This is a genomic window from Vibrio sp. GJ43-1, assembly GCF_055808835.1.
In genome coordinates, this window is the sequence record NZ_CM147884.1 from 17136 (window position 1) to 41276 (window position 24141).

Annotated in this window: 17 protein-coding genes, 5 pseudogenes and 1 riboswitch; of the genes and pseudogenes, 5 read left to right on the forward strand and 17 right to left on the reverse strand. The window is 43.8% G+C overall.

What is annotated here, in order from left to right; all coding sequences use genetic code 11:
- Positions 1-144 precede the first annotated feature (144 nt).
- Positions 145-591: an RNA recognition motif domain-containing protein gene (locus AC0L66_RS00080; protein ID WP_265675217.1), complete on the forward strand. Its 447-nt coding sequence runs from the start codon at positions 145-147 to the stop codon at positions 589-591.
- Here AC0L66_RS00080 and murI read toward each other — a convergent pair.
- The 3 genes and pseudogenes from murI to AC0L66_RS00095 all read right to left on the reverse strand — a co-directional run bounded on the left by murI (position 560) and on the right by AC0L66_RS00095 (position 3974).
- Positions 560-1363 (reverse strand): glutamate racemase, encoded by an 804-nt coding sequence (gene murI / locus AC0L66_RS00085; RefSeq protein ID WP_473568007.1) that lies wholly within the window; start codon positions 1361-1363, stop codon positions 560-562. The two genes, AC0L66_RS00080 and murI, sit on opposite strands and share 32 nt — an antisense overlap.
- A gap of 70 nt (positions 1364-1433) precedes the next feature.
- Positions 1434-2098 (reverse strand): annotated as a pseudogene (locus AC0L66_RS00090) (Dph6-related ATP pyrophosphatase).
- Between the two features lie 40 nt (positions 2099-2138).
- Positions 2139-3974 carry a TonB-dependent receptor domain-containing protein gene (locus AC0L66_RS00095; protein WP_473568009.1) on the reverse strand — a complete coding sequence of 612 codons (1836 nt, stop codon included), beginning with the start codon at positions 3972-3974 and terminating at the stop codon, positions 2139-2141.
- A 56-nt stretch (positions 3975-4030) separates the two neighbouring features.
- A riboswitch (cobalamin riboswitch) is annotated at positions 4031-4240 on the reverse strand.
- Positions 4241-4394: 154 nt separating this feature from the next.
- Here AC0L66_RS00095 and trmA point away from each other — a divergent pair.
- Complete coding sequence (gene trmA, locus AC0L66_RS00100) at positions 4395-5507, forward strand: tRNA (uridine(54)-C5)-methyltransferase TrmA (RefSeq protein ID WP_473568011.1); 1113 nt, start codon at positions 4395-4397, stop codon at positions 5505-5507.
- A gap of 66 nt (positions 5508-5573) precedes the next feature.
- Here the strand turns inward: trmA and AC0L66_RS00105 are convergent, their stop codons facing one another.
- Both AC0L66_RS00105 and fabR read right to left on the reverse strand, forming a co-directional pair.
- On the reverse strand, positions 5574-5945 hold the full coding sequence (locus tag AC0L66_RS00105; RefSeq protein WP_265675213.1) for a YijD family membrane protein: 372 nt from the start codon (positions 5943-5945) through the stop codon (positions 5574-5576).
- Positions 5945-6586, reverse strand: coding sequence for an HTH-type transcriptional repressor FabR (fabR, locus tag AC0L66_RS00110; protein WP_250618775.1), 642 nt, complete (start codon positions 6584-6586; stop codon positions 5945-5947). The genes AC0L66_RS00105 and fabR overlap by 1 nt, the downstream gene beginning before the upstream one ends.
- A gap of 420 nt (positions 6587-7006) precedes the next feature.
- Here fabR and sthA point away from each other — a divergent pair.
- Positions 7007-8410, forward strand: a pseudogene (sthA, locus tag AC0L66_RS00115) (Si-specific NAD(P)(+) transhydrogenase).
- A gap of 105 nt (positions 8411-8515) precedes the next feature.
- On the opposite strand, the gene dinF reads toward sthA, so the two are convergent.
- The 3 genes from dinF to AC0L66_RS00130 form a co-directional block, all read right to left on the reverse strand.
- Positions 8516-9862, reverse strand: a complete 1347-nt coding sequence (dinF, locus tag AC0L66_RS00120) for an MATE family efflux transporter DinF (protein ID WP_473568013.1) — start codon at positions 9860-9862, stop codon at positions 8516-8518.
- 121 nt (positions 9863-9983) lie between these two features.
- Positions 9984-10796 (reverse strand): class I SAM-dependent methyltransferase, encoded by an 813-nt coding sequence (locus tag AC0L66_RS00125; RefSeq protein ID WP_473568015.1) that lies wholly within the window; start codon positions 10794-10796, stop codon positions 9984-9986.
- Positions 10797-11544: 748 nt separating this feature from the next.
- Positions 11545-12162, reverse strand: a complete 618-nt coding sequence (locus AC0L66_RS00130) for a c-type cytochrome (RefSeq protein ID WP_265675209.1) — start codon at positions 12160-12162, stop codon at positions 11545-11547.
- Positions 12163-12356: 194 nt separating this feature from the next.
- Between AC0L66_RS00130 and yihA the strand changes: the two genes are divergently transcribed.
- Positions 12357-13043 carry a ribosome biogenesis GTP-binding protein YihA/YsxC gene (gene yihA / locus AC0L66_RS00135; protein ID WP_265675223.1) on the forward strand — a complete coding sequence of 229 codons (687 nt, stop codon included), beginning with the start codon at positions 12357-12359 and terminating at the stop codon, positions 13041-13043.
- Positions 13044-13470: 427 nt separating this feature from the next.
- On the opposite strand, the gene spfP is transcribed toward yihA, so the two are convergent.
- From spfP to hemB, 4 genes and pseudogenes are all read right to left on the reverse strand, one after another.
- Entirely contained in the window at positions 13471-13518 is a 48-nt protein-coding gene (gene spfP, locus AC0L66_RS00140) for a small protein SpfP (protein ID WP_438356636.1), read from the reverse strand.
- A gap of 191 nt (positions 13519-13709) precedes the next feature.
- Positions 13710-16506: pseudogene (gene polA / locus AC0L66_RS00145) on the reverse strand (DNA polymerase I).
- Between the two features lie 619 nt (positions 16507-17125).
- The gene (locus AC0L66_RS00150; protein WP_265675207.1) at positions 17126-17581 is read right to left on the reverse strand and encodes a GNAT family N-acetyltransferase; all 456 of its coding nucleotides are present in this window, start codon (positions 17579-17581) and stop codon (positions 17126-17128) included.
- A gap of 61 nt (positions 17582-17642) precedes the next feature.
- Positions 17643-18680: a porphobilinogen synthase gene (gene hemB, locus AC0L66_RS00155; protein WP_473568017.1), complete on the reverse strand. Its 1038-nt coding sequence runs from the start codon at positions 18678-18680 to the stop codon at positions 17643-17645.
- Positions 18681-18879: 199 nt separating this feature from the next.
- On the opposite strand from hemB, the pseudogene AC0L66_RS00160 reads away from it, so the two are divergent.
- Positions 18880-19642, forward strand: a pseudogene (locus AC0L66_RS00160) (TatD family hydrolase).
- A 661-nt stretch (positions 19643-20303) separates the two neighbouring features.
- On the opposite strand, the pseudogene tatC reads toward AC0L66_RS00160, so the two are convergent.
- The 5 genes and pseudogenes from tatC to AC0L66_RS00185 all read right to left on the reverse strand — a co-directional run bounded on the left by tatC (position 20304) and on the right by AC0L66_RS00185 (position 24140).
- A pseudogene (tatC, locus tag AC0L66_RS00165) lies at positions 20304-21057 on the reverse strand (twin-arginine translocase subunit TatC).
- Between the two features lie 135 nt (positions 21058-21192).
- On the reverse strand, positions 21193-21540 hold the full coding sequence (tatB, locus tag AC0L66_RS00170) for a Sec-independent protein translocase protein TatB (protein WP_473568018.1): 348 nt from the start codon (positions 21538-21540) through the stop codon (positions 21193-21195).
- 3 nt (positions 21541-21543) lie between these two features.
- Entirely contained in the window at positions 21544-21801 is a 258-nt protein-coding gene (gene tatA, locus AC0L66_RS00175; protein WP_265675202.1) for a Sec-independent protein translocase subunit TatA, read from the reverse strand.
- Between the two features lie 54 nt (positions 21802-21855).
- Positions 21856-23490 (reverse strand): ubiquinone biosynthesis regulatory protein kinase UbiB, encoded by a 1635-nt coding sequence (ubiB, locus tag AC0L66_RS00180; protein ID WP_265675201.1) that lies wholly within the window; start codon positions 23488-23490, stop codon positions 21856-21858.
- The gene (locus AC0L66_RS00185; RefSeq protein ID WP_265675200.1) at positions 23487-24140 is read right to left on the reverse strand and encodes a ubiquinone biosynthesis accessory factor UbiJ; all 654 of its coding nucleotides are present in this window, start codon (positions 24138-24140) and stop codon (positions 23487-23489) included. The genes ubiB and AC0L66_RS00185 overlap by 4 nt, the downstream gene beginning before the upstream one ends.
- Position 24141: the final 1 nt, after the last annotated feature.

The following is a 24141-nucleotide window of genomic DNA, read 5'->3' on the forward strand; positions in this document are numbered from 1 at the left end:
TGCTTTTTTCTTGATTAAAATCCAACATTTGAAATACATCACATCAATTAATTGGAAAAATCCCCCTCAACTACGTAATATTCTTATATCTATTTTTTAACGATAGATGTCATTATTCGCAATTAAGAAAAGTAGTATTTAAATATGGATTCTAAAAAATCAGTCTTTCTGGTGATCGCTGTTGCCGTATTAGGGGGAATCATCTTCTCTCAACTTGCAGTTTCGCCAGCTCTCGCATTTGTTGTTGGTGTGGTTGCCACTTTTTTCGTCGTAAAGCTTTCAACCTCCGCACCTAAACAAGTATCCGAATCATCGAATTCAACGAAAACTCTCTATGTAGGGAACCTACCGTATAAAGCTAATGAGTCTCATGTAAGAGATCTATTTGGTGAATATGGAGAAGTCTTTGCTGTGAGGTTAATGAAGGATAAAAGAACAGGTAAACGCAGAGGCTTTGGATTTGTCGTTATGGCTAGTTCTGATGTCGATGCCGCTATCAATGCAATCAACGAAAAAGATTACATGCAGCGTACATTGAAAGTTCGTGTCGCTAACGACCCTAAACACCCTGAAGGGGAAATAGTTGAATAGGTGTAAAGCCTAACAATTGTACTGCGTTATTTAGTGCTGCCTCCTCTACAGGGGGCGCACTACAAAAAATACTCAATAGCCCTTCTTCCGCCTCTTCCTCTATTTCTCCTAAAAGACTCGCTACCCTTCTTGCGATGGCTTCACCAGAATCAATCAATTCAACCTTATCACCGAGTGCGTGACCGATCTCTTTTCTTAATAGAGGAAAGTGCGTACACCCTAAAACTGCAACATCAATATTGTTGTTAAGTGATGAAAGGATCTGCCCAATCTCACTTTGGTCTATAGCACGACCTCTCAGTTTATCTTCCGCTAACTCAACTAAGCGAGTTGAACCAATAAGTTTAACTTCTCTATCTGTTGAAAAGTCACGAATCAGGTCTTGTGTATACTGCCTCGTAATTGTGGTAGGTGTCGCAATCAATGCTACCGCGGTCTTGGACAATATTGAGGCAGGCTTTATTGCGGGGACGACACCAACAACGGGGATGGATGTCTGCTGGCGTAAATGAGGCAACACAATCGTACTCGCCGTATTGCAAGCGATAACAATAATATCAATCTGTGTCAGCGACACCATCTGCTTCACTAGTGCGCAAGTTCTGGTAATTAAGACATCTTGAGCCAATTCACCATAGGGGTAGGCTTCATTATCAAACAAATAGATATAATTCTCGTTAGGCAATCGAGTATAGATCTCTTTAAAAACTGAGAGTCCACCGACACCAGAGTCAAAGATGAGAATATTTTTCTTGGTTATTTGATTCGACATAACAACAAAACTTTAGCGATATTGCCGCTAATCATACTGACAAGCATGGTTAGCGTAAACCTGGTTAATGTTAATCTGACACGACACGGTAGCGAAGATGGCTAAATCGCTCGGCGGTTTCAATGCCGCAATGCTCCAGTTCGATTGAAGACGAAAAGTATTGAGAATGAACTACTAAAGTATGAAACTCCCCATCCTCGCCACAAGGGTCAACATGCTTAGGTAGATTATCAATTAGCTCTTGAGTATAAAACCGTCCACAGATGGACTCTGGTAACACGTTGCGATCCACCGTCACCATTACCGTTTCAATGCCACGCTGCAGTATTTCTTTCGCCAAGGTATAACTGTCTTCTCCCAGTAGCGGGAAAATAGCCTCATAACCCGCCTAGTTCGACATAACTCTTGCGGTAATCAACAATGCCGTTACAGAACATGTCACCAAAGGCGATGCCATCAACAGGCAATCCAGATGTTTGTATTCCTTGAATCACTTTAGACTGATAGATCTCGTTACTAGGAAAGACGGCTAAGCAACTCTATGGCTACGAGCGGTAGACCGAGTCTTTGTGCTTGCATCTCTACGACAGATAATGGCGTCACTTGAAAAGGAACTTCACCATTTACGTGCGTCGTGTACAACCCTACTACATGGTAATCCTCAGACTCCATTAACCTTTCTAAGGTTAGTGTAGAATCTTTTCCTGATGACCAGCTGATAATAATATTTTTCATAATAATACAAAAAAGCCGCCATTATTGACGGCTGATTCTCCTAGAACTCATACATAGCATTGACATAGTAGTTACGTTCAGGCGTTTTATATCCTTTAACCATCTCGTATTCTTCGTTAAGCAGGTTACCCACTTTAGCGCCTAAGCTAAACCCATTACTAAAGAAGTATGTTCCGGCTATATCCACTAGCGAATATGGATCTAATTCTTTTGTATTGGCCAAATCATCATAACGCTTTCCTTGATATAGATAGCTTAAATCGAACTGCCAAGCCTCTAGACTATATGATGCATTCCATTTGCCACTATGGCGCGCTCGTCTGGCTAAAAAGTTTCCTGTCGCTTCATCCTTTGCATCTAAATAGTCATATGACACTTCGTGAACAATAACCCCGGTACTAAACCTCGTTAATATTTCAACACCTTCGATTTTTGCTTTATTAATGTTCACATTCGTAGAACCATTGCTTGCAATCATCTTATCTACATTACTTTGATATGCGGCAAGGCGGAAGTTCAAACGAGAAAAATCACCTTCCAACGCGATTTCCGATGTGGCTGACTCCTCAGGTACTAGGTTTGGGTTGCCCTCATAACACCCCCAAGAACCACACTCTTTAGGCCAATATAATTCATTAAACGTTGGCGCTTTAAAGGCAGTTCCATGCATAGCGACAACCTTCAATTGCTCAGTAACACTAACGCCGCCACCAAGCTGATAAGTTGTGTAATTACCATAGGCACTATTATCATCGTGTCTGACGTTACCTTCGAACGTAACAATTCCTTGCTGATAAAGTGCTCCGGCAAAGACAGCGCCATTGTCACGACTGTCCTTTGTCATCAACTTAGTCGTGTTGTCGATATTATCCTTATACCAATCCACACCACCAATTACATTTAGTTGCTCAGTAACTTTTAAATTGTTGTTCCAATTTATAGCAACCCGATTTGTTGATATCGTCCCCTCTGGCTGGCCTTGTCCGTAGGATTTAGCCTTATCTTGATTTGTGGATAACGATAATGCCGAATCAAAGCTTTCATTACTATATTCACTAGCGACACTCAAGCTATACAAATCACTATCGGATTTATCGACACCTGTCCACGGATTATCAAACTCAGTATAGTGCTTCTGATAATAGCCATTGGCTTTAAGTAGCCACGCATCGTTCAGCCTTTTCCCCGTATCAAGAACAAGATATTGGCTTTCGTAGCCATCATTATCGGCATCTATCGGGTTAGTGCTTGTTGGCTGTATATTATAACCCTCACTTGTTTGATGCGTTGCTGTTAAATTCAACCACCCAGAGTGAACGTCCCCTAATGATAGAGTTGCACCAACATTATAACTACCAAAGCTACCTGCCCCTGCCTTCACTCTGCTAGGAACGTTATTCTGATTAGTGGTAATGATATTAACTACTCCACTTACCGCATCAGATCCGTAGACCGCTGCACGAGCCCCACGAATCACTTCAATTCTCTGAACACCATCTAATGGCATTGCCGAAATATTCGCAGAACCTGTCGTGGCGCTACCTAATCTCACGCCATTAATCAGCACAAGGGTATTCTTGGTCGAACGACCACGTATATACAGCTCTGCACTTTGTCCAACGCCACCTTGATTAGCGATTTGAACACCCGGCAAGCGCCTCAACACCTCAGATAGTGACTTAGCTTGGATAGCATCAATTTGAGTCCTATCAATAATCTCAATTGGTGCTAAAACATTAGTGAGTTTCTGTTCAACACGGTTCGCTGTCACGACCATGGTTTCTTGGGTTGGTTTTTCTTGCTCTTGCGCCAGTGAAAAAGAAGCATAAGAAGAGAGCGATGCAGCCACTGCTATCGCCAAAATAGATTGGTTCATTGTTATATTGTCCTAATCGCGTAAGTCCTTCCGAGTCGCTCACATTGGTTGTTGAGTGAGCAACTTGGCTGCTGGCAGGTATTCGGACTTAAGAGCGTTAGGAACATCATGCTCCTAAACCTACTAACTCGACTTCCCGTATGTAATACAGTGTCTTATGAGTGTTCGTTCTCTTTTACCGCTGCGCGTCAGTTCTGGATTTACACCAGATTCCCTTTTCAGTGAGATTCCTTTGTCATTCTCACACCAGCTAAGCGGCATGGTATTAACAACATGATAATTTGTCCATAACAGATTGAACTAAGCTATAGATATACAGCCCTATTAAAAGACATTTCTGGGAAAAACTGGACAACGACGGGAGATTGAATAAAATCTGCCCTCCTTTAAAAAACTCATTACCGACGATAGGCAACCATAATGGCAAACCTCGACTTCACACCAGAAGGCTACCAAACTCAGCTCGACGAAAAATCTCAGCGACTGATCGACATGATGGCGCCTTATTCTGCTCCTGAACTCGAAGTCTTTACTTCTCCTGAGAAGCACTATCGCATGCGTGCTGAATTCCGCGTTTGGCACGAAGGTGAAGACATGTACTACGTCATGTTCAACCAAGAAACTCGTGAAAAGTATCGTGTCGACCAATTCCCAGCCGCGAGCCGCCTCATCAATGATTTGATGCCGCTCCTTATCGATGCGATGAAAGGTAATGAGGTTCTGCGTAAGAAGCTATTCCAAGTAGATTTTCTTTCTACGCTCAGCGGTGAGATTTTAGTTTCCCTGCTTTATCACCGTCAGCTGGATGACGCTTGGAAGGTTGAAGCTCAAGCACTCAAGCAAAGATTGAATGACGAGGGCTTTAAACTCAACCTAATTGGTCGTGCCCGAAAAATGAAAATCGTACTAGACCAAGACTACGTGATGGAAACGTTGCACGTAAACAATCAGCCATACCACTACCAACAAGTTGAAAACAGCTTCACACAACCCAATGGTCCTGTGGCGCAGAAAATGTTGGAATGGGCAGTAGATTGTACACAAGAGAGCAAAGGCGATCTGCTGGAGCTTTACTGTGGAAATGGTAATTTCTCTCTTGCTCTGGCACAAAACTTCGAGCGCGTTCTTGCGACTGAACTTGCCAAGCCTTCTGTTGACTCAGCACAATTCAACATTGCAGCAAACCACATCGATAATGTGCAAATTATTCGAATGTCAGCGGAAGATTTTACTGAAGCCATGGAAGGAAAGCGTGAATTCCGCCGCCTAAAACAGCAAAATGTCGACTTAAAAAGCTACAACTGCAATACGATTTTTGTCGATCCACCCCGCTCAGGAATGGATATAGACACATGTAAAATGGTGCAAGGCTACGAACGTATTCTCTACATTTCGTGCAACCCTGAAACCTTAAAAGACAACCTTGACGTCCTTGGTGAAACACACACTATTACTCGGTTCGCACTTTTTGACCAATTCCCATTCACACATCACATTGAAGCGGGTGTCATGTTAGAGCGCAAAGTTGACTAATGCTGTTCAACTGCCAGAAATAAAAAAACGAGCCATCAGGCTCGTTTTTTCATTTCTATATTCAACTTAGGCTTCTTTCATGATGTAACCTAATTTCTTACCAATCCAGAAAAGCAGCACCAACACCACGATAATCGCGAAGAAGTTGCCACCCGCATCTGGATACTGCGCCTTAGTAAACGCAGAGTGCCCAAATGCCCCAACAAAAAATGCCGCTAGGCCAACCATAGGAAAATCTTCAGGAATCGGGTTTTTTAGGTACTCTTGATAAAGCGCCTGCAGTGATAGCACGAGTGCAATCAAAGGAAAAATAGAGAAAGTCATTTCGCTAATCGTCAACCAAGACAACATAGCATTACCACACATACCAGCGATAAGTGCTAGCACCAGTGTTTTTTTACCGCTGTTACTGCTTTCAGAGGAAATTTCTTTAGACATCAGTTCGACCCTTCTTTTAGACGGTTTCGTTCACGTTCTTTACGGTACCAGTGTGCGCCCTTGGCCACGATTCTTAATTGGACAATCAACCTTTCAGCGAGTTCATATCTTTCCGCTTTACTCAAATCAAGTGCTTCCGCACCTGAACTGAATACCAGAATGACCGACGCTTCTGCCTGGGCAAATGCTTCATCACGATCCATACCAGTACTAACCAAATACTCAGTCAGCTCTGCCGAAAAGTGCTGAATTTCCCTTGCTACCGCGGCGCGAAATTCAAACGACGTGCCCGAACGTTCTCTCAACAATAATCGGAAAACATTTGGACTACTCGCAATAAACTCCATAAAAGTTTCGACCGAAGTGCGAATCACACTGCCTTCTTTGACAATACGTTGGCGCGCTTGTCGCATTAACTGCCTAAGCAGTAAGCCCCCTTCGTCTACCATGGTGAGACCCAGTTCATCCATGTCTTTGAAGTGACGATAAAAAGAAGTTGGGGCAATGCCCGCTTCTCGCGCCACTTCACGCAAGCTCAAATTGGAAAAACTGCGATCAGCACTTAACTGGCTAAACGCAGCATCAATCAATGAACGACGCGTTTTTTCTTTTTGTTGTGCACGGATTCCCATTGATTTCATACTTAACCTAGGTGTACTTGTTGTTTACCGCTCATGGCAGTAATCGAGGGAGAGCCAGTAATATAGCGCGAATAGTGATTTTGTATAAGTGTAGGGAAAAGGATTTTTACTAAAACCTTTTACAACTCTCACTTCAGTTTGTAACCAATCACAACACATCAAAGTGATAATGCTATTGATCTAAATCTCTACTGCGCTGTAATTTCAGTGCAAAGTCCGTGATCATTCACACTGTATCGCCTCAGATCCGTTTACCTACGTTAATAATCCGTTAGAATCTCGATAACATAAATTTACGCGATGTTAACCAGCAATAACGTTAGTCCACCTTAATTAACGATATGCCCTCCCACTTTCCTCTGGCGCTTTAAAGCCAATATAGGGTATTGCTTGGTATTACCGCGAAACGAGGATTATTTTATGAGTCGCTCCAAACACTTTGATGCAATCGTTATTGGTAGTGGTCCTGGTGGCGAAGGGGCTGCTATGGGTTTGACCAAGGCAGGTCTAAATGTCGCGATCATAGAAAAAGAAGCCAGTGTCGGCGGCGGATGTACACACTGGGGTACCATCCCATCTAAATCCCTGCGCCACGCCGTAAGTCGAATTATTGAGTTCAATAGTAACCCACTGTTTTGCAAAAATAACACCAGCTTGCATTCGACCTTTTCCAATATTCTCGGTCATGCGAAATCCGTCATCGACAAGCAAACTCGCTTGCGCCAAGGCTTTTATGACCGCAATGAGTGCACGCTTCTTTTTGGAACAGCACGCTTTACTGACGCAAATACACTAGAGGTCACCAAGCAAGACGGCACTATAGATACTTATTCTGCGGATAAATTTGTTATCGCCACAGGTTCACGCCCTTATCGCCCTGATGATGTGGATTTTGACCACTCGCGTATCTACGACAGTGATTCCATTTTGTCGCTAGAGCACGACCCTCGTCATATCATTATTTACGGCGCAGGTGTCATTGGTTGTGAATACGCTTCCGTTTTCCGTGGGCTTGGCGTGAAGACCGATCTCATCAATACTCGAGACCGATTGCTCGCCTTCCTTGATAACGAAATGTCTGACTCCCTGTCCTATCACTTTTGGAACAGCGGTATGATGATTCGTAATGACGAGACCTACTCGAAGATTGAAGGCACGGAAGATGGCGTTATTGTCCATCTCAACTCAGGCAAAAAAATGCGTGCTGACTGTATTTTATTCGCCAATGGTCGCACCGAGTAACACTGATGCGCTTAACCTCTCCTCTGTCGGTCTAACGCCTGACTCGCGAGGTCAATTAAAAGTAGATGGCAATTACCAAACCGAAGTCGGCAATATCTACGCCGTGGGCGATGTTATTGGCTACCCGAGTTTAGCAAGCGCCGCTTATGACCAAGGGCGATTTGTCGCTCAAGCCATCACACAAGGCGAAGCGGAAGGTACACTGATTGAAGATATCCCAACAGGGATTTACACCATTCCGGAGATCAGCTCCGTCGGTAAAACCGAGCAAGAACTGACGGAAGCAAAAGTGCCTTATGAAGTAGGACGCTCCTCCTTTAAGCATCTTGCCAGAGCGCAAATTGCTTAAGCAAAGATGTAGGGAGCCTTAAGATTCTGTTTCACCGAGAAACCAAAGAGATTTTAGGGATACACTGCTTTGGCGAGCGAGCCGCTGAAATCATTCATATCGGGCAAGCCATTATGGAGCAAAAAGGGGAAGCCAATACCATCGAGTATTTTGTTAATACCACATTTAACTACCCCACCATGGCAGAGGCGTATCGAGTTGCCGCGTTAAATGGACTCAATCGCTTATTTTAAACGTCGACCTCAACGCGTAACATCCTTGCTGATAAAAACAGGACGATATTTACTTCGTTCTGTTTTTCAAATCAAGAATGCACTCACCCTAACTTATTCCACACTTTAAGCTGCTAAAAATTCCCCTTTACGCCACTGCAGGATAAAAATGACCGCCAACCCAACTCCGCGCATTAACATAAAACTGATCATAGCAAACCATAAGGCATGATTTCCCCAACCAGCTGACAGAGAGAAAATAAGAAAGAAGCAACATGTCGCGATAAACATACTATTTCTCATCTCCTTTCCTTTTGTTGCACCGATAAAAATACCATCAAATAGGAAGCACCACATAGATACCAAGGGCATCGCAATTAACCAAGGTAAAAAATGTTGAGCTTGCAACTGCACCGTCTCTATCGAAGTAATCAAACCAATCAATGATGTCCCCGCAATAGCAAAAACTGCGGTTAGCATGACACAAATAATGAAACTCCAGAAAAATGTTCCGATCAATGATTCCACGAGCTCCGATCTACTTTTGGCCCCCATCGCCTTTCCAACCATCGCTTCCATGGCGTAAGCAAAGCCGTCCATCCCATAGGAAATTATCATCAAAAAGCTCATCAATACTGCATTGGCAGCAACAATATCGTCACCAAACGCCGCACCTTGAAAGGTCATAAAACTGAATGTTGCTTGCAAACACAATGAACGGAGAAAAATGTCTCGGTTGAGTCGTACAAAACGAGCGAGATCTTGTGTTGCTTCCGCATAAAGAGAAGTGATATTAGGTAAACTTCTGTTTTTCCATGTTTTCGCAACACATAATAAGCCGAAGATACACCCACTATAGTCAGCGATGACTGAGGCTAATGCCACCCCTTCCACCTGCCATTTGAATCCCATAACAAACACAACGTCGAGCACAATGTTGATAACATTGGTAATCAGCACCATCCACATTGGGGCTTTCGCATTTTGAGTGCCGAGTAACCACCCCAACAAAACAAAATTCATTAACGCTGCTGGCGCACTCCAAGCTCGAATCGCAAAATACTGCGCGCCATAGTGTTTCACTTGCTCACTTGCGCTACTCAGTGAGAACACCACGTCTGACAACCAAGAGTGAAACACTAAAAAAAGGACGGCAAAACCTAATGCCATCAAGCTGCCTTGCAAAAACACTAAGGCGAGCTGACGTTTATCCTGCGCTCCATAAGCCTGAGCGGTGAGCCCAGTTGTCGACATTCTCAGAAACCCAAGTAGCCAAAATGTCACACTGATCATCGTGCTACCTAACGCAACACCACCTAAGAACCACGCATGCTCGAGATGCCCAATGACAGCGGCATCGACAAGACCAAGTAAAGGCACCGTAATATTGGATAGAACCATAGGGATAGCGAGCAACAATACCCTACGATGTAAGGACGTATTAAGTAAAAGCGAAAACGGATTTGATAGCACACCAACCTCGACAGATCACCATTGCAATCATGGCAAACAAACACAACAAAGAGCTAATGGTATCGCTAATCCTAATGGGTAGACAGCATGAAAAAAATTATTACACTATGAAGCTGCTGAATTACCACTGAATATTGATAACATTGGGCGTCAGTCTATTCTTGTAGACGGGTAATTTAGCAAGAACTCGCTGCCAGCGACTCCAACGCTGGCAATGCTGATCTATTGGGGAAATCAGAGTAGCTCGGTGAATCCATGGCAGCCAACTCAGCAGAGACTGAGTAGGCCTTTTAAAACCGTGTTGATACTCTTCACAGCCCATTCTCTGACCCAAACGGTTTTGACTCAGATCACCCGCTAATACAACGCACGCTTGAGCGTGTTGAAAATGGCAACCAATAGACTGAACAAAATGTGCCACTCTATTCTCTCGTCGATCCAAAAGCGCTTGCTCACACACCACCAAAACGGGTTGGGGTTGGTCGCTTGGCAATTCATGAAGCCAAGTCATGTCGTCAATCGAGCCACACATCAGTTGATAACGTTCACTACGATGAAATAATCGCTGGCGCCAAACTAAATGTTCATTGGTATCCACTTCGATCCAACGACAACGGCCATTATCGAGGCGATAAAAACGTGTGTCTAACCCTGCCCCAACATTAATAACTAAACCATTAGGGTTCGACTCCAAGAAGCGTCTAACTTGCAGGTCACAGATTTGCGTCAAAGTCGCGTGCAGCAGCTGCCCTTGGTCGACGTTACCAGATAGACAATCGGAGGCAAGATGGCACCGACGGCATGCATACGCTGCGATAGGATCATAGACAAGCCCATCATCCAGCAAGCTCTCTCGGCTTCTAAACCATAGCGGCCTAAGTAACTTCGTCGGTACATTTAACGTTTTTGTAACTGCTTGCTTGTGAGTCGTCATTTACACATCCCCTGTAGATGGTTAAATGATAATCGATCTCAAATGCAGTCGCAAGTTAAATGATATTACCTCTCATTTAACTTTATGGAAGTGTAAAAAAAGCGACAGGATAACCTGTCGCTTTCCATCGCCATTTGGCGAAATCGGTCGGCACTATTAATGCCTCACAAATATCCATTTGTTATTCGTGCTTCCACTGCTAATTCTTATTTGTCATCATCCTGATGCGTTTTCATATTCCCTAGCAAAACCATCTGCGAGAGTTCTTCCTAAACCCTGTCCCTTAATGCTCTCAGCCTTGAGAAAGGTCACCATCCCTGTAAACCTGAACTCCAAGTTCAAGTTTTCCATTTATTCTTCTTAGCTTCCTAGCCAAGCATCCTTGGTTGTCATCCTGACAGCAAATCCATCACGCAACACCCTGTCGACCCGAACTAATTTACTCGAACGAAAGACAAAAACAACCGCCTGAAAATAATTATGAGCTATCATTTCTCGACATCGAATTAAAACACCATTATTCAACCACTTAGACACAGAGCACGAGTAATCAGCGATAGCAAGTATGGCAAATATCTCACACCACCCTCAGAAAAGCATCACCTATGGCGCTCACTTCTCTACAGCAATATGTGCGCGATGCCTAGAAATAACAAAGCCCTTCAAATGAAGGGCTTTGTTAGCTCGGATACGGGCAAAAAGAAACAGACGTTGGGCTCACGTATTCTAAACAGTGTCGGGCAATCTATTAGTGCAAACCACCAACGTACTTCGACAATGTCGTAATATCTTCATCGTTCAATTTCTTGGCGATATCTCGCATCATGGCGTTCATATCGTTATTTCTATCGCCACTGCGGAATTTTTCCAACTGGGCTTGGATGTATTCGGCATGCTGACCTGATATTTTAGGGAAACCAGATAGCTCAGTGCCGTTACCTCTTGGCCCATGACAGGCGATACATGCGGTAATACCACGCTCTGCATCACCAGCCGTATAAAGGGTCTTGCCTTGTTCAACGACATTTTCTGGCGTGCTATTCGCTGAAATTGGCATTGATGCATAGTAGGCTGCCAAATCAGCCATATCTTCTTCAGATAGCGGCATTGCCATACCACCCATTACGGGATCATAACGACCTTGCTTACCAGCACTCGTCATGCCCAGTTTTAGGTCTTTCAATTGTTTTTCGATGTATTTTGCGTGCTGGCCTGCAATTTTAGGGTACATCGTCAACTGACTGTTACCGTCAGTACCATGACAAGCAACACAAGTTAGGGATTTTGCTTTACCAGCTTCAATATTGCCTTCAGCCCATACTGAACAGCTGGCTACAAGACTCAAGATTAGCGCTAATTTTTTCATGACATTCCATTATAATTATCAAGCTTCCAGTACCACTTTCCATCAGAGTTACACGTTTATTATTCGTTTGACGAGCAAAATGAGGTAACTCGGGCAATTAACACCGTTCATGGTACAATGTGTGGCCATATGCCGAGCACGGTTATTTTACACAATTTCACAAAAAAGTAATCAATCGACTACACAAAGTCGAGATGGAGTTAACAGTGAGCGTAAAAATTCATTATCAAAACACGCATTTTATAACAAGTGCGCCCGATATCCGTCACTTACCAGAAGATGAAGGTATCGAAATTGCGTTTGCAGGACGCTCCAACGCAGGTAAATCGAGTTCATTGAACCGACTCACCAACCAAAGAAGTTTGGCTAAAACCAGTAAGACACCTGGCCGAACTCAATTGATCAACCTCTTCAAAGTAGATGAAGGTTGTCATATCGTCGATCTACCAGGATACGGGTTTGCTCAAGTTCCGTTAGAATTAAAGAAAAAATGGCAGCGTTCTCTCGGTGAGTACTTACAAAAACGCAAATCCTTAAAAGGGTTAGTTGTACTCATGGATATTCGTCACCCAATGAAAGACCTTGACCAGCAACTCATTGTTTGGGCAGTCGAATCCAATATCCCAGTGCAAGTGTTGCTAACGAAAGCCGACAAACTAAAAAGTGGCGCGCGTAACGCTCAAATTCTGAAGATTCGCGAGCAAGCAGAAGCGACATTTGATGGTGATGTACAAGTAGATGCGTTCTCATCGCTAAAAGGGATGGGAGTGGAACAACTTCGTCGTAAACTTGATACGTGGTTTGCTCCGGCGTTTGAACACTTAAACGAGGCTGAGGCGCAAGATGAAAACGCCGTCCAAAAGCCGTCTGAATCAGAGTAATTCGCTGTAATTGTCCAACGATAGAAACAAAACGCCCCGCCGTCCTGGCAGGGCAATGGGAGAGAGAAGATTTAGTTATAGTTTGATGTAAGAATTCATCAAGATAACTATTTTTTCAATTCAATGGTCTGCAAAATGTGACCTCCTCGGCTCTCCCTCTTTTTACTTCCTCGTAAACCACTCAAACAAATCCCCACCTTACTCTATACTTTTCAATACTTTAAAAGCTCACATATGAAAAATCACGCGGACTTGATTTCATACTGAAATTATCAATTATGTGAAGGTGATTAAATTACAAAACGATAAGTAGTAAAGACACGTAAACGGTCTAAAGTAATGAGAAAATAAAACAAAAGCGGGTGAATGAATTTTTCCTTCGCACAAGAAAAAACGCCCCAGTCAAATACTGACTGGGGCGGCTGAATCAGCCTAATCCAATAACGTGAAACAAAAGGTCTGAAAGATAGAACATCTTACCTCTGTACCCTACACGACCAATGTACAACAACTGATCTAAAAATGAAACAGATTTTGTAATTTTTTTCATCCACTGTTCATTAACCAACAGAATGAATCAAAACAAAATCGCTTTATTATTGATACAAAAAAGCCAGTGTTTGTGCACTGGCTCATGATTTTAACTCTATAATGGTCAATAAGTGTCTAGTGAGCTTGATCCCAGTTATCACCGTGACCAGAATCCGCGACTAGCGGTACAGCGAGATTTGCTGCAGATTCCATCAACTCTTGTATTTTACTTTCAATTTCGCCTAAGAATGACGATTCCACTTCAAAGACCAATTCATCGTGAACCTGCATTAAAATACGAACCTTTCCATCACCTTCATTTTCAACCCACTCATCAACAAGCAGCATCGCTTTCTTAATAATATCGGCTGCCGTGCCTTGCATTGGTGCGTTGATCGCTGCGCGTTCTGCCGCTTTACGACGCATGGCATTACGAGACTTGATTTCAGGTAAGTGAAGACGGCGACCGTAAATAGTTTCAACATAGCCATTTTCAGATGCCGCGGAACGAGTATCCTCCATGTACTGCATCACACCAGGGTACCGCTCAAAATAGGTATCCATATACTCTTGGGCTTCACGACGTGGAATACCTAATTGCTTCGACAGACCAAATGCACTCATACCATAAATCAAACCGAAGTTAATCGCCTTCGCTCGGCGACGCTGTTCTGTCGATACTTGCTCAATATCAACCCCTAGAATTTCAGCTGCGGTAGCCGCATGAATATCTTTGCCCAACTTAAAGGCTTCCAAAAGCGCTGGATCACCGGACAAGTGCGCCATAATTCTCAGCTCAATTTGAGAGTAATCGACAGCCAAAATCTTCCAGCCGTGCGGTGCAACAAACGCTTGACGAATACGGCGTCCCTCTTCATTCCTGATTGGAATATTTTGTAAGTTAGGATCGGTTGACGAGAGGCGGCCTGTCGCCGTCACCGCTTGGTGATACGACGTATGGACTCTTCCCGTTTCTGGATTAATCATCTTCGGCAGTTTATCGGTATAGGTGGATTTCAATTTGGCTAAGCCACGATATTCTAAAATGAGTTTTGGTAGCGGATAGTCCAACGCTAACTCTTGCAACACTTCTTCGTTGGTAGACGGTGCACCTGATGGCGTTTTCTTGATCACAGGCAGGGCCATTTTCTCAAATAAGATAGCCTGCAATTGCTTCGGCGAGCTAAGATTAAACTCTTGCCCGGCAACGTCGTAAGCTTGCTGCTCGAGTTCATCTAGTCTCACGGCTAGCTCTTGAGATTGTGCCCCCAATAACATGTCATCGATTAACACGCCAGTTCTCTCAATGCGGGATAATACTGGAACCAGTGGCACTTCTATCTCTTGATAGATCCGCTTAAGATCTTCGTTTTTTTCAATTTCGCCATTTAAGCGCTGATGAAGTCTTAACGTCACATCCGCATCTTCCGCGGCATAAGGTGAAGCTTCATCCAATTCAATCTGGTTAAAGGTCAGTTGAGACTTACCCTTACCTGCAATTTGCTCGAAAGAAATACAACTATGTTGAAGAAACCGCAGAGCTAAGCTATCCATATCATGCTTGCCACCCACACTGTTGTATACGTAAGACGCTAACATGGTGTCAAATTGAATACCTTTCAGTTCAATATCATAACGCGCTAATACACTGGCATCATATTTTAAGTTCTGACCAACTTTCTTTAGGTTTTCATCTTCAAGCAAAGGCTTAAGCTGAGCAAGTACCCAATCTCGATCCAGCTGCTCTGGTGCGCCCATATAATCGTGTGCAACAGGAAGATAAGCTGCAACACCCTCTTCAGTCGCAAATGACAAACCAATTAGGTTGGCCACCATATAATTAAGGCTATCGGTTTCTGTGTCTAAGGCAAACACTGAGCTCGACTTTAGCTTGTCAAGCCAAGCCGTAAACTGCGCTTCGGTTAAAATCGTCTCATATTCACTGCGATCAATCGTTACCGCAGACACATCCATATCAGAGTCAGAGTCTTTTTTCGAAGAAGCAGAACCTGATGCTGAGCGAGAGTCCGCAACAACCTCACCAGTGCCACCTTCTAGCAACTCATTCAACCACGACTTAAACGTCAACTGAGCAAATAAGGTCGTCAACTCATCGGTATTTGGCGTCTGTTTCAGTAGCTCATCTGGTTTGTAATCAAGCTCAACATCGAGTTTTATCGTAGCGAGTTCATAAGAAAGCGTCGCGTTGTCTTTGTGCTCTACTAACTTTTTAGCCATCGTTTTCGACCCGCGGAAACCAAGGGCTGCAATATCATCAAGACGCTCATAAATACTTTGAATACTACCGATACCTTGCAATAAAGCGGTAGCGGTCTTGTCCCCAACACCCGGTACGCCTGGAATGTTATCAACTTTGTCACCCATTAAGGCTAGGTAATCAATAATCAACTCAGGTGGAATGCCAAACTTCTCGACAACACCTTCAACATCCATGACGGTATTCGTCATGGTATTTATAAGCGTCACATTCTCATCAACCAATTGAGCCATATCTTTATCACCAGTACTGATCAGTACTAAGCATTCCCACTTGAGAAGCTTGATGCGCTAATGTTCCAATCACATCATCCGCTTCTACGCCAGGTACACAAATAAGTGGTAACCCCATCGCTCGAATAACATTATGCAGTGGCTCGATCTGACAACGAAGATCATCAGGCATAGGGGGACGATTCGCTTTGTATTCAGGATACATATCGTCGCGGAATGTTTTGCCTTTAGCATCAAACACAACCGCAATACGATCAGAGGCAAATTGTCGCATCATGCTTCTCAGCATATTCACAACACCATAAACCGCATTGGTGGGGATCTCACCGTTACTCATCGTTTCAGGGTAAGCGTGAAATGCGCGATAAAGATAAGAAGAGCCATCAATAAGAATCAGCGGGTTGTCTGGTATATGAGCCATGTCTAGTCATCCAAAATTGGGGGATTTAGTCTAAGGATGCCACGTCTGTTTACACTATGCTATGACCTTTCACTGGTTAGATACACAGCGCTCACCTTTTAGTAAGGTAATCTCTCCCCTCACCTGTGGATAAGTCTGTTTATAGTGTTGTTAACGCTTGAGAATAACTTTACGAGCTGCTAAAAAAAACACAGTTAATAGACTGTTTTAAAAGGAAAATAATACAGATCAACCATGACAAAGATGATCCTTAATAGATCACGCAATGTGGAAAACCATTTTGGCGGGAAATCTCATGGTATAGAATACTGTGCTGACAAACTGTGTAGATAGAACGAACAAATTTTAGATAGAAAAAAAGCGACATCATAGATGTCGCCTAGCAAAATAGAGGGATGGGCATCTCAAAACTGAGTACATCTACCCTACCAAAAGCTATAAATACACTGGAAGCAATGTGAGCAATGTCGTGTCAAAAATGAACCCATTCCGCTGATAACTTCTACCCTAAAAGCACCGCTTAAAAGATAGGCTTATCTGGAGTGTTTCCCCTTAAGACGAGACTAATAATAATCATTCGCATTTAAATCGTCAACAACTAATTGCGAATTATTATCATTTAATTACCCATGCTTTTATTTTCACTGCCTAGCGTTTTGATAAACATGATCCGTGACTCTATCAAAGGCGTTCTTTGTTCATACCCCTCGATCAAGTAGCCATTTTTGAGCAGCAATCTCAACATTGAAGGAAACTGATTTCTGGATTTGACTGTAATGGCTTGGTAAGACTGTGCCGTCACCCAGCGTTCTTGCCACTCTAGTAACGCCTGAGCAACACCAAGTCGGCGAGCTTGACTGGTCACTCCACCAAACCAGCTATAAAAAGTGCCGTTATCAATTTCATAACCCATTTTAAACCCGACTAATTCACCATTACTTTCTGCCACCAAAATAAGGCTGCGTTTGTCGCCTAAACGAGACGCTAGACTCTCTACACTTTCCTTATGAGAAAACTCATCTATGGTCGCGACAATATCAGCGACTTCTTTCAAGCTACCTTCACGAATCAACATATCTTTCTCCCATAAAAAAGGTCGGCATATGCCGACCTTCATGACACAATAATACTTTCACTTAACGAAGATGACTTTTTGCTTCTCCATTCTCTTCAGCGAGCCACTCCGCTACATCTTTTGCGAAATAAGTGAGGATACCATCGGCCCCCGCTCGCTTAAAACAAACCAGTGATTCGAGCACCGTCTCGCGCTCTTTAAGCCAACCATTTTGAATCGCCGCTTTATGCATCGCATACTCACCCGAAACTTGATAAGCAAAGGTCGGCACCTGGAGTTCTGATTTCACTCGACGAACCACGTCTAAATAAGGCATTCCAGGCTTCACCATCACCATATCCGCCCCTTCATTAATGTCCATTGCCACTTCGTGCAAGGCTTCATCACTATTGGCAGGATCCATTTGGTAATTTTTCTTATTCCCCCCTTTCAGGTTCGATGCTGATCCGACGGCATCGCGGAATGGTCCATAGTAGTTCGACGCGTATTTTGCTGAGTACGCCATGATTTGTGTATGAATATAGCCCGCGTCTTCGAGAGCTTCTCGAATTCTTCCGATACGACCATCCATCATATCAGACGGTGCAACCACATCCGCTCCAGCTTCCGCATGTGACAACGCCTGCTTGACCAGCACTTCCGTTGTCTCATCATTTTGCACATAGCCATTGTCATCGATGATGCCATCTTGACCATGGGTGGTAAACAGGTCTAACGCCACATCAGTAATGACCCCCATATCTGGCACGTTTTGCTTCAGTAACTTCACAGCACGTTGAACCAGTCCTTCAGGATTATAGGCTTCTGCCGCACAAATACTTTTGGCGTCTTGGTTGACGACCGGGAATAGCGCAATTGCTGGTACGCCCAACTTTGCTAGGTACTCAGCTTCTTCCAGCATCAAATCGATAGACAGGCGTTCAACACCTGGCATCGACTCCACCGATTCACGACGATTTTTACCCATCAAAATAAACATTGGATAAATCAAATCGTCCACTGAAATCTGGTTTTCCGCCATCAAGCGACGGCTAAAATCGTGCTTGCGCAAACGGCGCATACGTCTTGCTGGAAATTGACCTTGAATCGATACAGACACTTTGTGCTCCTTGTCTGGAAAATGCGAAAACCAAGCATAGCACTCTCAATGCTGCATGCTAGTAGTAATACTGGAAAATGCCGATCCACATTCAATTGCATAGGTCTGTACATTATCTAGGTTGATATCACGACAGTGATTTTCGCCGCGAGAACTTGTGTATATACTTACCCCATCATTTAGACAGTAAAGTAATCCTATGATCGACACCCATGCCCACATATACGCTGAAGAGTTTGATGCCGACCGAGATGATGTTGTACAACGCGCACTTGCTGCTGGCGTAGAGAAGATCCTCCTACCAAACATTGACTTAGCATCGATTAAACCCATGCTCGCCACCGAAGCGGCTTACCCATCTGTGTGTCGTTCAATGATGGGGCTGCATCCTTGCTACGTCGATGGTGATGTCAAAGACACGCTTAACGAGATCCACGGCTGGTTCGATAAACATAACTTTATTGCCGTGGGTGAAATTGGTATCGATCTTTATTGGGATAAAACTTACAAAGCTGAGCAAGAATATGCCTTCATCACTCAGCTCAATTGGGCTAAAGAGCGCAACCTTCCCGTGGTCATCCACACTCGAGACTCCATTGAAGAAACCCTTTCGCTGCTTAAAAAAGAGCAAGACGGCACATTAAAAGGGGTGTTCCATTGCTTTGGCGGCAGCGTAGAAGAAGCAAAAGCGATCAATGAGTTAGGCTTTCACCTAGGCATTGGGGGTGTTTCAACATTTAAGAATGCAGGGATGGATAAAGTCATTCCTGAGCTCGATGCAAAGTGGCTGCTTCTTGAGACGGATTGCCCCTACTTAGCATACGGTCCCACATAGAGGGAAGCGCAACGAACCCGCCTATACGGCTTTGATTGTTGATCGCATGGCGCAATATAAAGAGACCGATAGCGCGTCATTAATTGAGATGACAACCAGAAACGCAAAAGCGCTGTTCTCATTGTAAGTATATAAAATATATATACAAGCATTGCACTAACATCACAAAAAGATAGAACAAGACAAGCGCAACAAGTAGAATACTCGCTGGTAGCATATTGGTTGGTTGTCATACCAACTTCTGAATCATTTTAGGTAGGTGGGTATGTGCGAGCACGGCAATTTATTACAACGACAAAAGCGAACATTTTGGCAGCGGTTAAAAGGCATTAAAGAAATTTATATTTGTTCAGGGTGTGGTCATACAGTCATCGTTAAGTAGCCTCCCAAGCTTCCGTTCCATACTATTAGCCACTTTACTCAAGGGTGGCTTTTTCTTTCTGTCGACATCCCATCTCTCTATCACAACCCGTAACCTCACACGGCCTCTGCTCCTGTTCCTTACTCATGTCAAACTGTGATACCGCTTCCAATTTGACATTCCCAAGGGGATTAGCACGCCATAGAATGCGAGCCCTAATACCATTTCAATCAAAGCATTATCGATAATCAAGGAGATGACAATGTGTGAGCACGGAGCCTTGCTGTTGCGCCATAAGCGTTCTATCTGGCAAAAGCTTATGAGAATCAAGAAAATCTATGTATGCCGTGCGTGTGGCTATACCATTAGGGTAAAAAGTTAAAAAAATAGCGGCTCAATCGCCGCTATTTTTATATGTTTTTCTAATTTAATCTTCGTCTTGCTCTGCTAGCTCATCATCTTTACGAGTGTAGAACCTAGCAAAGAACAGTCCGACTTCGAACAACAAACACATTGGAATCGCTAACAATGTTTGTGAAATCATATCGGGTGGCGTTAGCATCATGCCGACAATAAACGCCCCTACCACAATATACGGGCGCTTCTCTTTCAAGCTTTTGACATCCGTTGCACCAGTCCAGCACAGCAGAATAATAGCCATCAGGTACTTCAAAGGCGATACCAAACGCCAAAAACAACGCTAATACAAAATCGAGGTAACTGGATATATCGGTGGCAAACTCTACACCACCCAATGAAATAGCCGTAAAAAAGCCAAACACTAAAGGAAAGACGACAAAGTAAGCAAACGCCACCCCACAGTAAAATAGCAATGAGCTCGAAAACATCAGCGGCATGACTAAACGTTTTTCATGCTTGTACAAGCCAGGCGCAACAAACGACCACACCTGATGCAATATAAAAGGTACGGACAAAAATATGGACGCGATAAGCGTTAATTTAAGGGGCGTAAAAAATGGTGATGCCACATCGGTCGCGATCATCGTTGCCCCTTCAGGCAAACGCTCGACGAGAGGCTTAGAAACAAAATCGTAGATATCGCCAGAGAAATAGATCAAACAAAGAAAAACAACCAACACGGCACCAATGGCACGCAGCAACCTGTTTCTGAGTTCGAGCAAATGGCTAATTAAAGGTTGCGTCTGTTCAACGGTAGACATGAAAACCTCAAACAAATAAGAAGATGACTAAACTAAAGCAGGGCTATCTTCGATAACTAAAAAATAAGAGCGGATTACCGCCCTTATTGCACTTTTTTATCTGGCGACTCAGTTTCCACAGGTTTAACCACGTCTTCAACAATCAGGTGAAGGCTCTTTTGCATCGGAGGCAGTTGTTTGCACCTTATCCTTCGCATAAGGACGAGTAACCTCTTGCGCAGCTTGCTTGAGTTCTTCTACAGAACTTTTCAGTTCTGGAGACAGGTCTTCCATGCCCATTTTCTCAGCTTTACGCAAATTTTCTTGCAACTCCTGAACCTTAAGTTCATGCGAGAGCTCATCTTTGACATTATTTGCCATGCTCTTTGCTGAACTAATGAAACGAGAGACGCTGCGGATAGCAGTTGGTAAACGCTCTGGTCCAAGAACGACTAAACCAACCACCGATATGAGTACCAGTTCCCAAAAACCGATATCAAACACAGATTAAACCTGCTCTTTGTCTTTCTTAGTTTCCGTTGCTTCCGCTTGAGCGTCTGTTTTCTGTTGCTCAAGATTCTTCGGCTCAAAGTCCGCATCTTTTGTCTTAGACTTATCCGCAGACTCATCTTCGCTCATGGCTTTTTTGAAGCCTTTTACTGCGCCACCTAAATCACCACCAATTCCGCGTAATTTCTTAGTGCCGAATAACAATACAACGATGACAGCAATAATAAGAAGTTGCCAAATACTAATACCACCCATTTTCTCTACCTCGGGTCTTGATTAACAAAGAATAATAAAATTGAAGTTTATCGCTTAACGTCGATAACTACGCCAACTTAACAGCCAAAATGTGATACCGACAGCACCGGATACACCGGATAACTCTTGGTAAGACCCTTCTAGCAATATGGCTGAGCATACGATTAAAGTCGCACCAACGCCAAATAAAAATTGTCCTGTCGCATGTTGCCGTTTTGTTTCACGGTACCCGCGATAAAGCATGTCTACACGCTGATTCATCATGCGACCTTGTTTCAAGCTATCGTACAGCAACTCTGGTAATTCAGGTAACTTTTCTGCCCAAAACGGCGCGCGTTCCTTAATACCATTAATAACAGCTTGAGGTCCCACTTGATTCGCCATCCATTTTTCCAAAAATGGCATCGCGGTTTCCCATAGATCGAGTTGAGGATACAGCTGACGCCCTAGCCCCTCGATATACAGCAGCGTTTTTTGCAACAACACTAATTGAGGCTGCACCTCCATATTGAAGCGACGCGCGGTGTTGAATAAATTAAGTAGAACATGACCAAACGAGATTTCACCTAACGGCTTTGCAAAAATTGGCTCACACACCATACGAATAGAGAACTCAAATTCATCTACGTTCGTATCGGCGGGCACCCAACCAGAGTCCACATGCAGCTCCGCCACTTTTCGGTAGTCTCGGTTAAAGAACGCCAATAAGTTTTCTGCCAAATAGCGCTTATCCTCACTATTTAATGTGCCGACAATCCCGCAATCCAAACCAATCCATTTCGGGTTTTCAGGGTGATCATAGCTTACAAACACATTACCTGGGTGCATGTCTGCATGGAAAAAGCTGTCGCGAAATACTTGAGTAAAAAAGACACTCACACCACGCTCAGCCAGCAACTTCATATTAGTGCCGTTGGCTTGCAAGGTAGGAATATCGCTCACTTGAATCCCATAGATTCGCTCTGAAACCATCAAGCTTTCACTACTAAAGTCCGGTAAGACCTCTGGCACATAAAGCTCTTCGCTGCCTTCAAAATTGCGTCTAAGTTGAATGGCATTCGCCGCCTCGCGACGCAAATCCAATTCATCTAATAGCGTCTTCTCATATTCTCTTACGACCTGAACCGGTTTCAAGCGACGCGCATCTGGCAGTGCTCTTTCAACAATACGCGCCAAGCGATACATCAACTTAATATCCGCATCGATGACAGGACGAATATCAGGGCGAATAACTTTAAGTACCACCTCACGCCCACTTTCTTTGAGCTTAGCGGTGTGAACCTGAGCGATCGATGCTGAGGCGAGTGGCTGTACATCAAAATCACTAAACCACTGCTCTACCGAACCACCTAATGCGTTTTCAATATGCGTCTTCGCCAGTTCGCCATCAAACGCAGAGACTTGGTCTTGTAGCAACGCAAGCTGGTCAGCAATGTGAGGGGGAAACAGATCTCGACGCGTCGACATCATCTGACCAAACTTCACCCAAACTGGCCCCAATGCCTGCAAGGCTAAACGTAAACGCTCACCTAGAGGCTTCTCTGGGTGAGCATTTTTAATCCAAAATAGGGACTTTCGCGCGAATAGCGGAGCTTTGGTTAACTGATGTGTTGGAATCAACTCATCTAAACCATACTCCAATTGCACTTTAACGATTTGATATAACCGCTTCATTTCACTCGGAGTCATAGGGGCTCCGAGTTATCTGCTTTCGAAGCAGCAAGCGCATTCAATGTATTGGATTCCAATAAACGCTCAATACGCACAGCAAGCTTATCTGCCGCACTGCGCACATCATCCACTTGATCGCAAAACGCTGCAATTTCGAGTGGTGCTGGTGCCATTTTCCATTCTTCAGTCAGCACTTGTCCTAAGTGGTCTTGATGCTTTTTCATTTGAGAAGAGACAAAACCAACCGCCCCTTTGGCGCTTTGCACAAGACTATGCGCCACGACATCGCCCGTCACACGAGATAGCCACTCTTCTAAGTCAGGCTTGCAGTCGGTCATCAACTGAGCAAATTTCTGTGCCAGTTGAATATCACCTTCAAGTTCAAGCTTATCTTGCTTAATCAAACGAGTGATATTTGCCTGCTCTCTTAGTTCTGGGAGCACAGATAAATTCAACGATAGCGAACAGTCCGCCACCCCTTCATAGTTTGCCAACACATCCAATTGGTGGCTAAAGATAAAGGTCAACGACTTATTGAACTCACGCAGGTGAATTTGGATGCTTTGACCTTTTAAACGAGTCACACGTTTAACGAGGTCATCATCATCTTTAATCAGAGTATTCAGCGTGGTCTCTACCACCGCCGTCACTAGTGGATCAAATGGCATT

Excerpts from the sequence above, each read along its gene's own strand:
- AC0L66_RS00095 (WP_473568009.1), bottom strand. The coding sequence starts at position 3,974 with ATGAACCAATCTATTTTGGCGATAGCAGTGGCTGCATCGCTCTCTTCT.
- AC0L66_RS00125 (WP_473568015.1), bottom strand. The coding sequence starts at position 10,796 with ATGACGACTCACAAGCAAGCAGTTACAAAAACGTTAAATGTACCGACG.
- AC0L66_RS00185 (WP_265675200.1), bottom strand. The coding sequence starts at position 24,140 with ATGCCATTTGATCCACTAGTGACGGCGGTGGTAGAGACCACGCTGAAT.
- yihA (WP_265675223.1), top strand. The coding sequence starts at position 12,357 with ATGGAGTTAACAGTGAGCGTAAAAATTCATTATCAAAACACGCATTTT.
- ubiB (WP_265675201.1), bottom strand. The coding sequence starts at position 23,490 with ATGACTCCGAGTGAAATGAAGCGGTTATATCAAATCGTTAAAGTGCAA.
- AC0L66_RS00150 (WP_265675207.1), bottom strand. The coding sequence starts at position 17,581 with ATGTTGATTCGTGAAGGTAGCTTGAAAGAAGTCGCTGATATTGTCGCG.
- murI (WP_473568007.1), bottom strand. The coding sequence starts at position 1,363 with ATGTCGAATCAAATAACCAAGAAAAATATTCTCATCTTTGACTCTGGT.
- AC0L66_RS00105 (WP_265675213.1), bottom strand. The coding sequence starts at position 5,945 with ATGTCTAAAGAAATTTCCTCTGAAAGCAGTAACAGCGGTAAAAAAACA.
- AC0L66_RS00130 (WP_265675209.1), bottom strand. The coding sequence starts at position 12,162 with ATGAAAAAATTAGCGCTAATCTTGAGTCTTGTAGCCAGCTGTTCAGTA.
- AC0L66_RS00080 (WP_265675217.1), top strand. The coding sequence starts at position 145 with ATGGATTCTAAAAAATCAGTCTTTCTGGTGATCGCTGTTGCCGTATTA.
- fabR (WP_250618775.1), bottom strand. The coding sequence starts at position 6,586 with ATGAAATCAATGGGAATCCGTGCACAACAAAAAGAAAAAACGCGTCGT.
- tatA (WP_265675202.1), bottom strand. The coding sequence starts at position 21,801 with ATGGGTGGTATTAGTATTTGGCAACTTCTTATTATTGCTGTCATCGTT.
- trmA (WP_473568011.1), top strand. The coding sequence starts at position 4,395 with ATGGCAAACCTCGACTTCACACCAGAAGGCTACCAAACTCAGCTCGAC.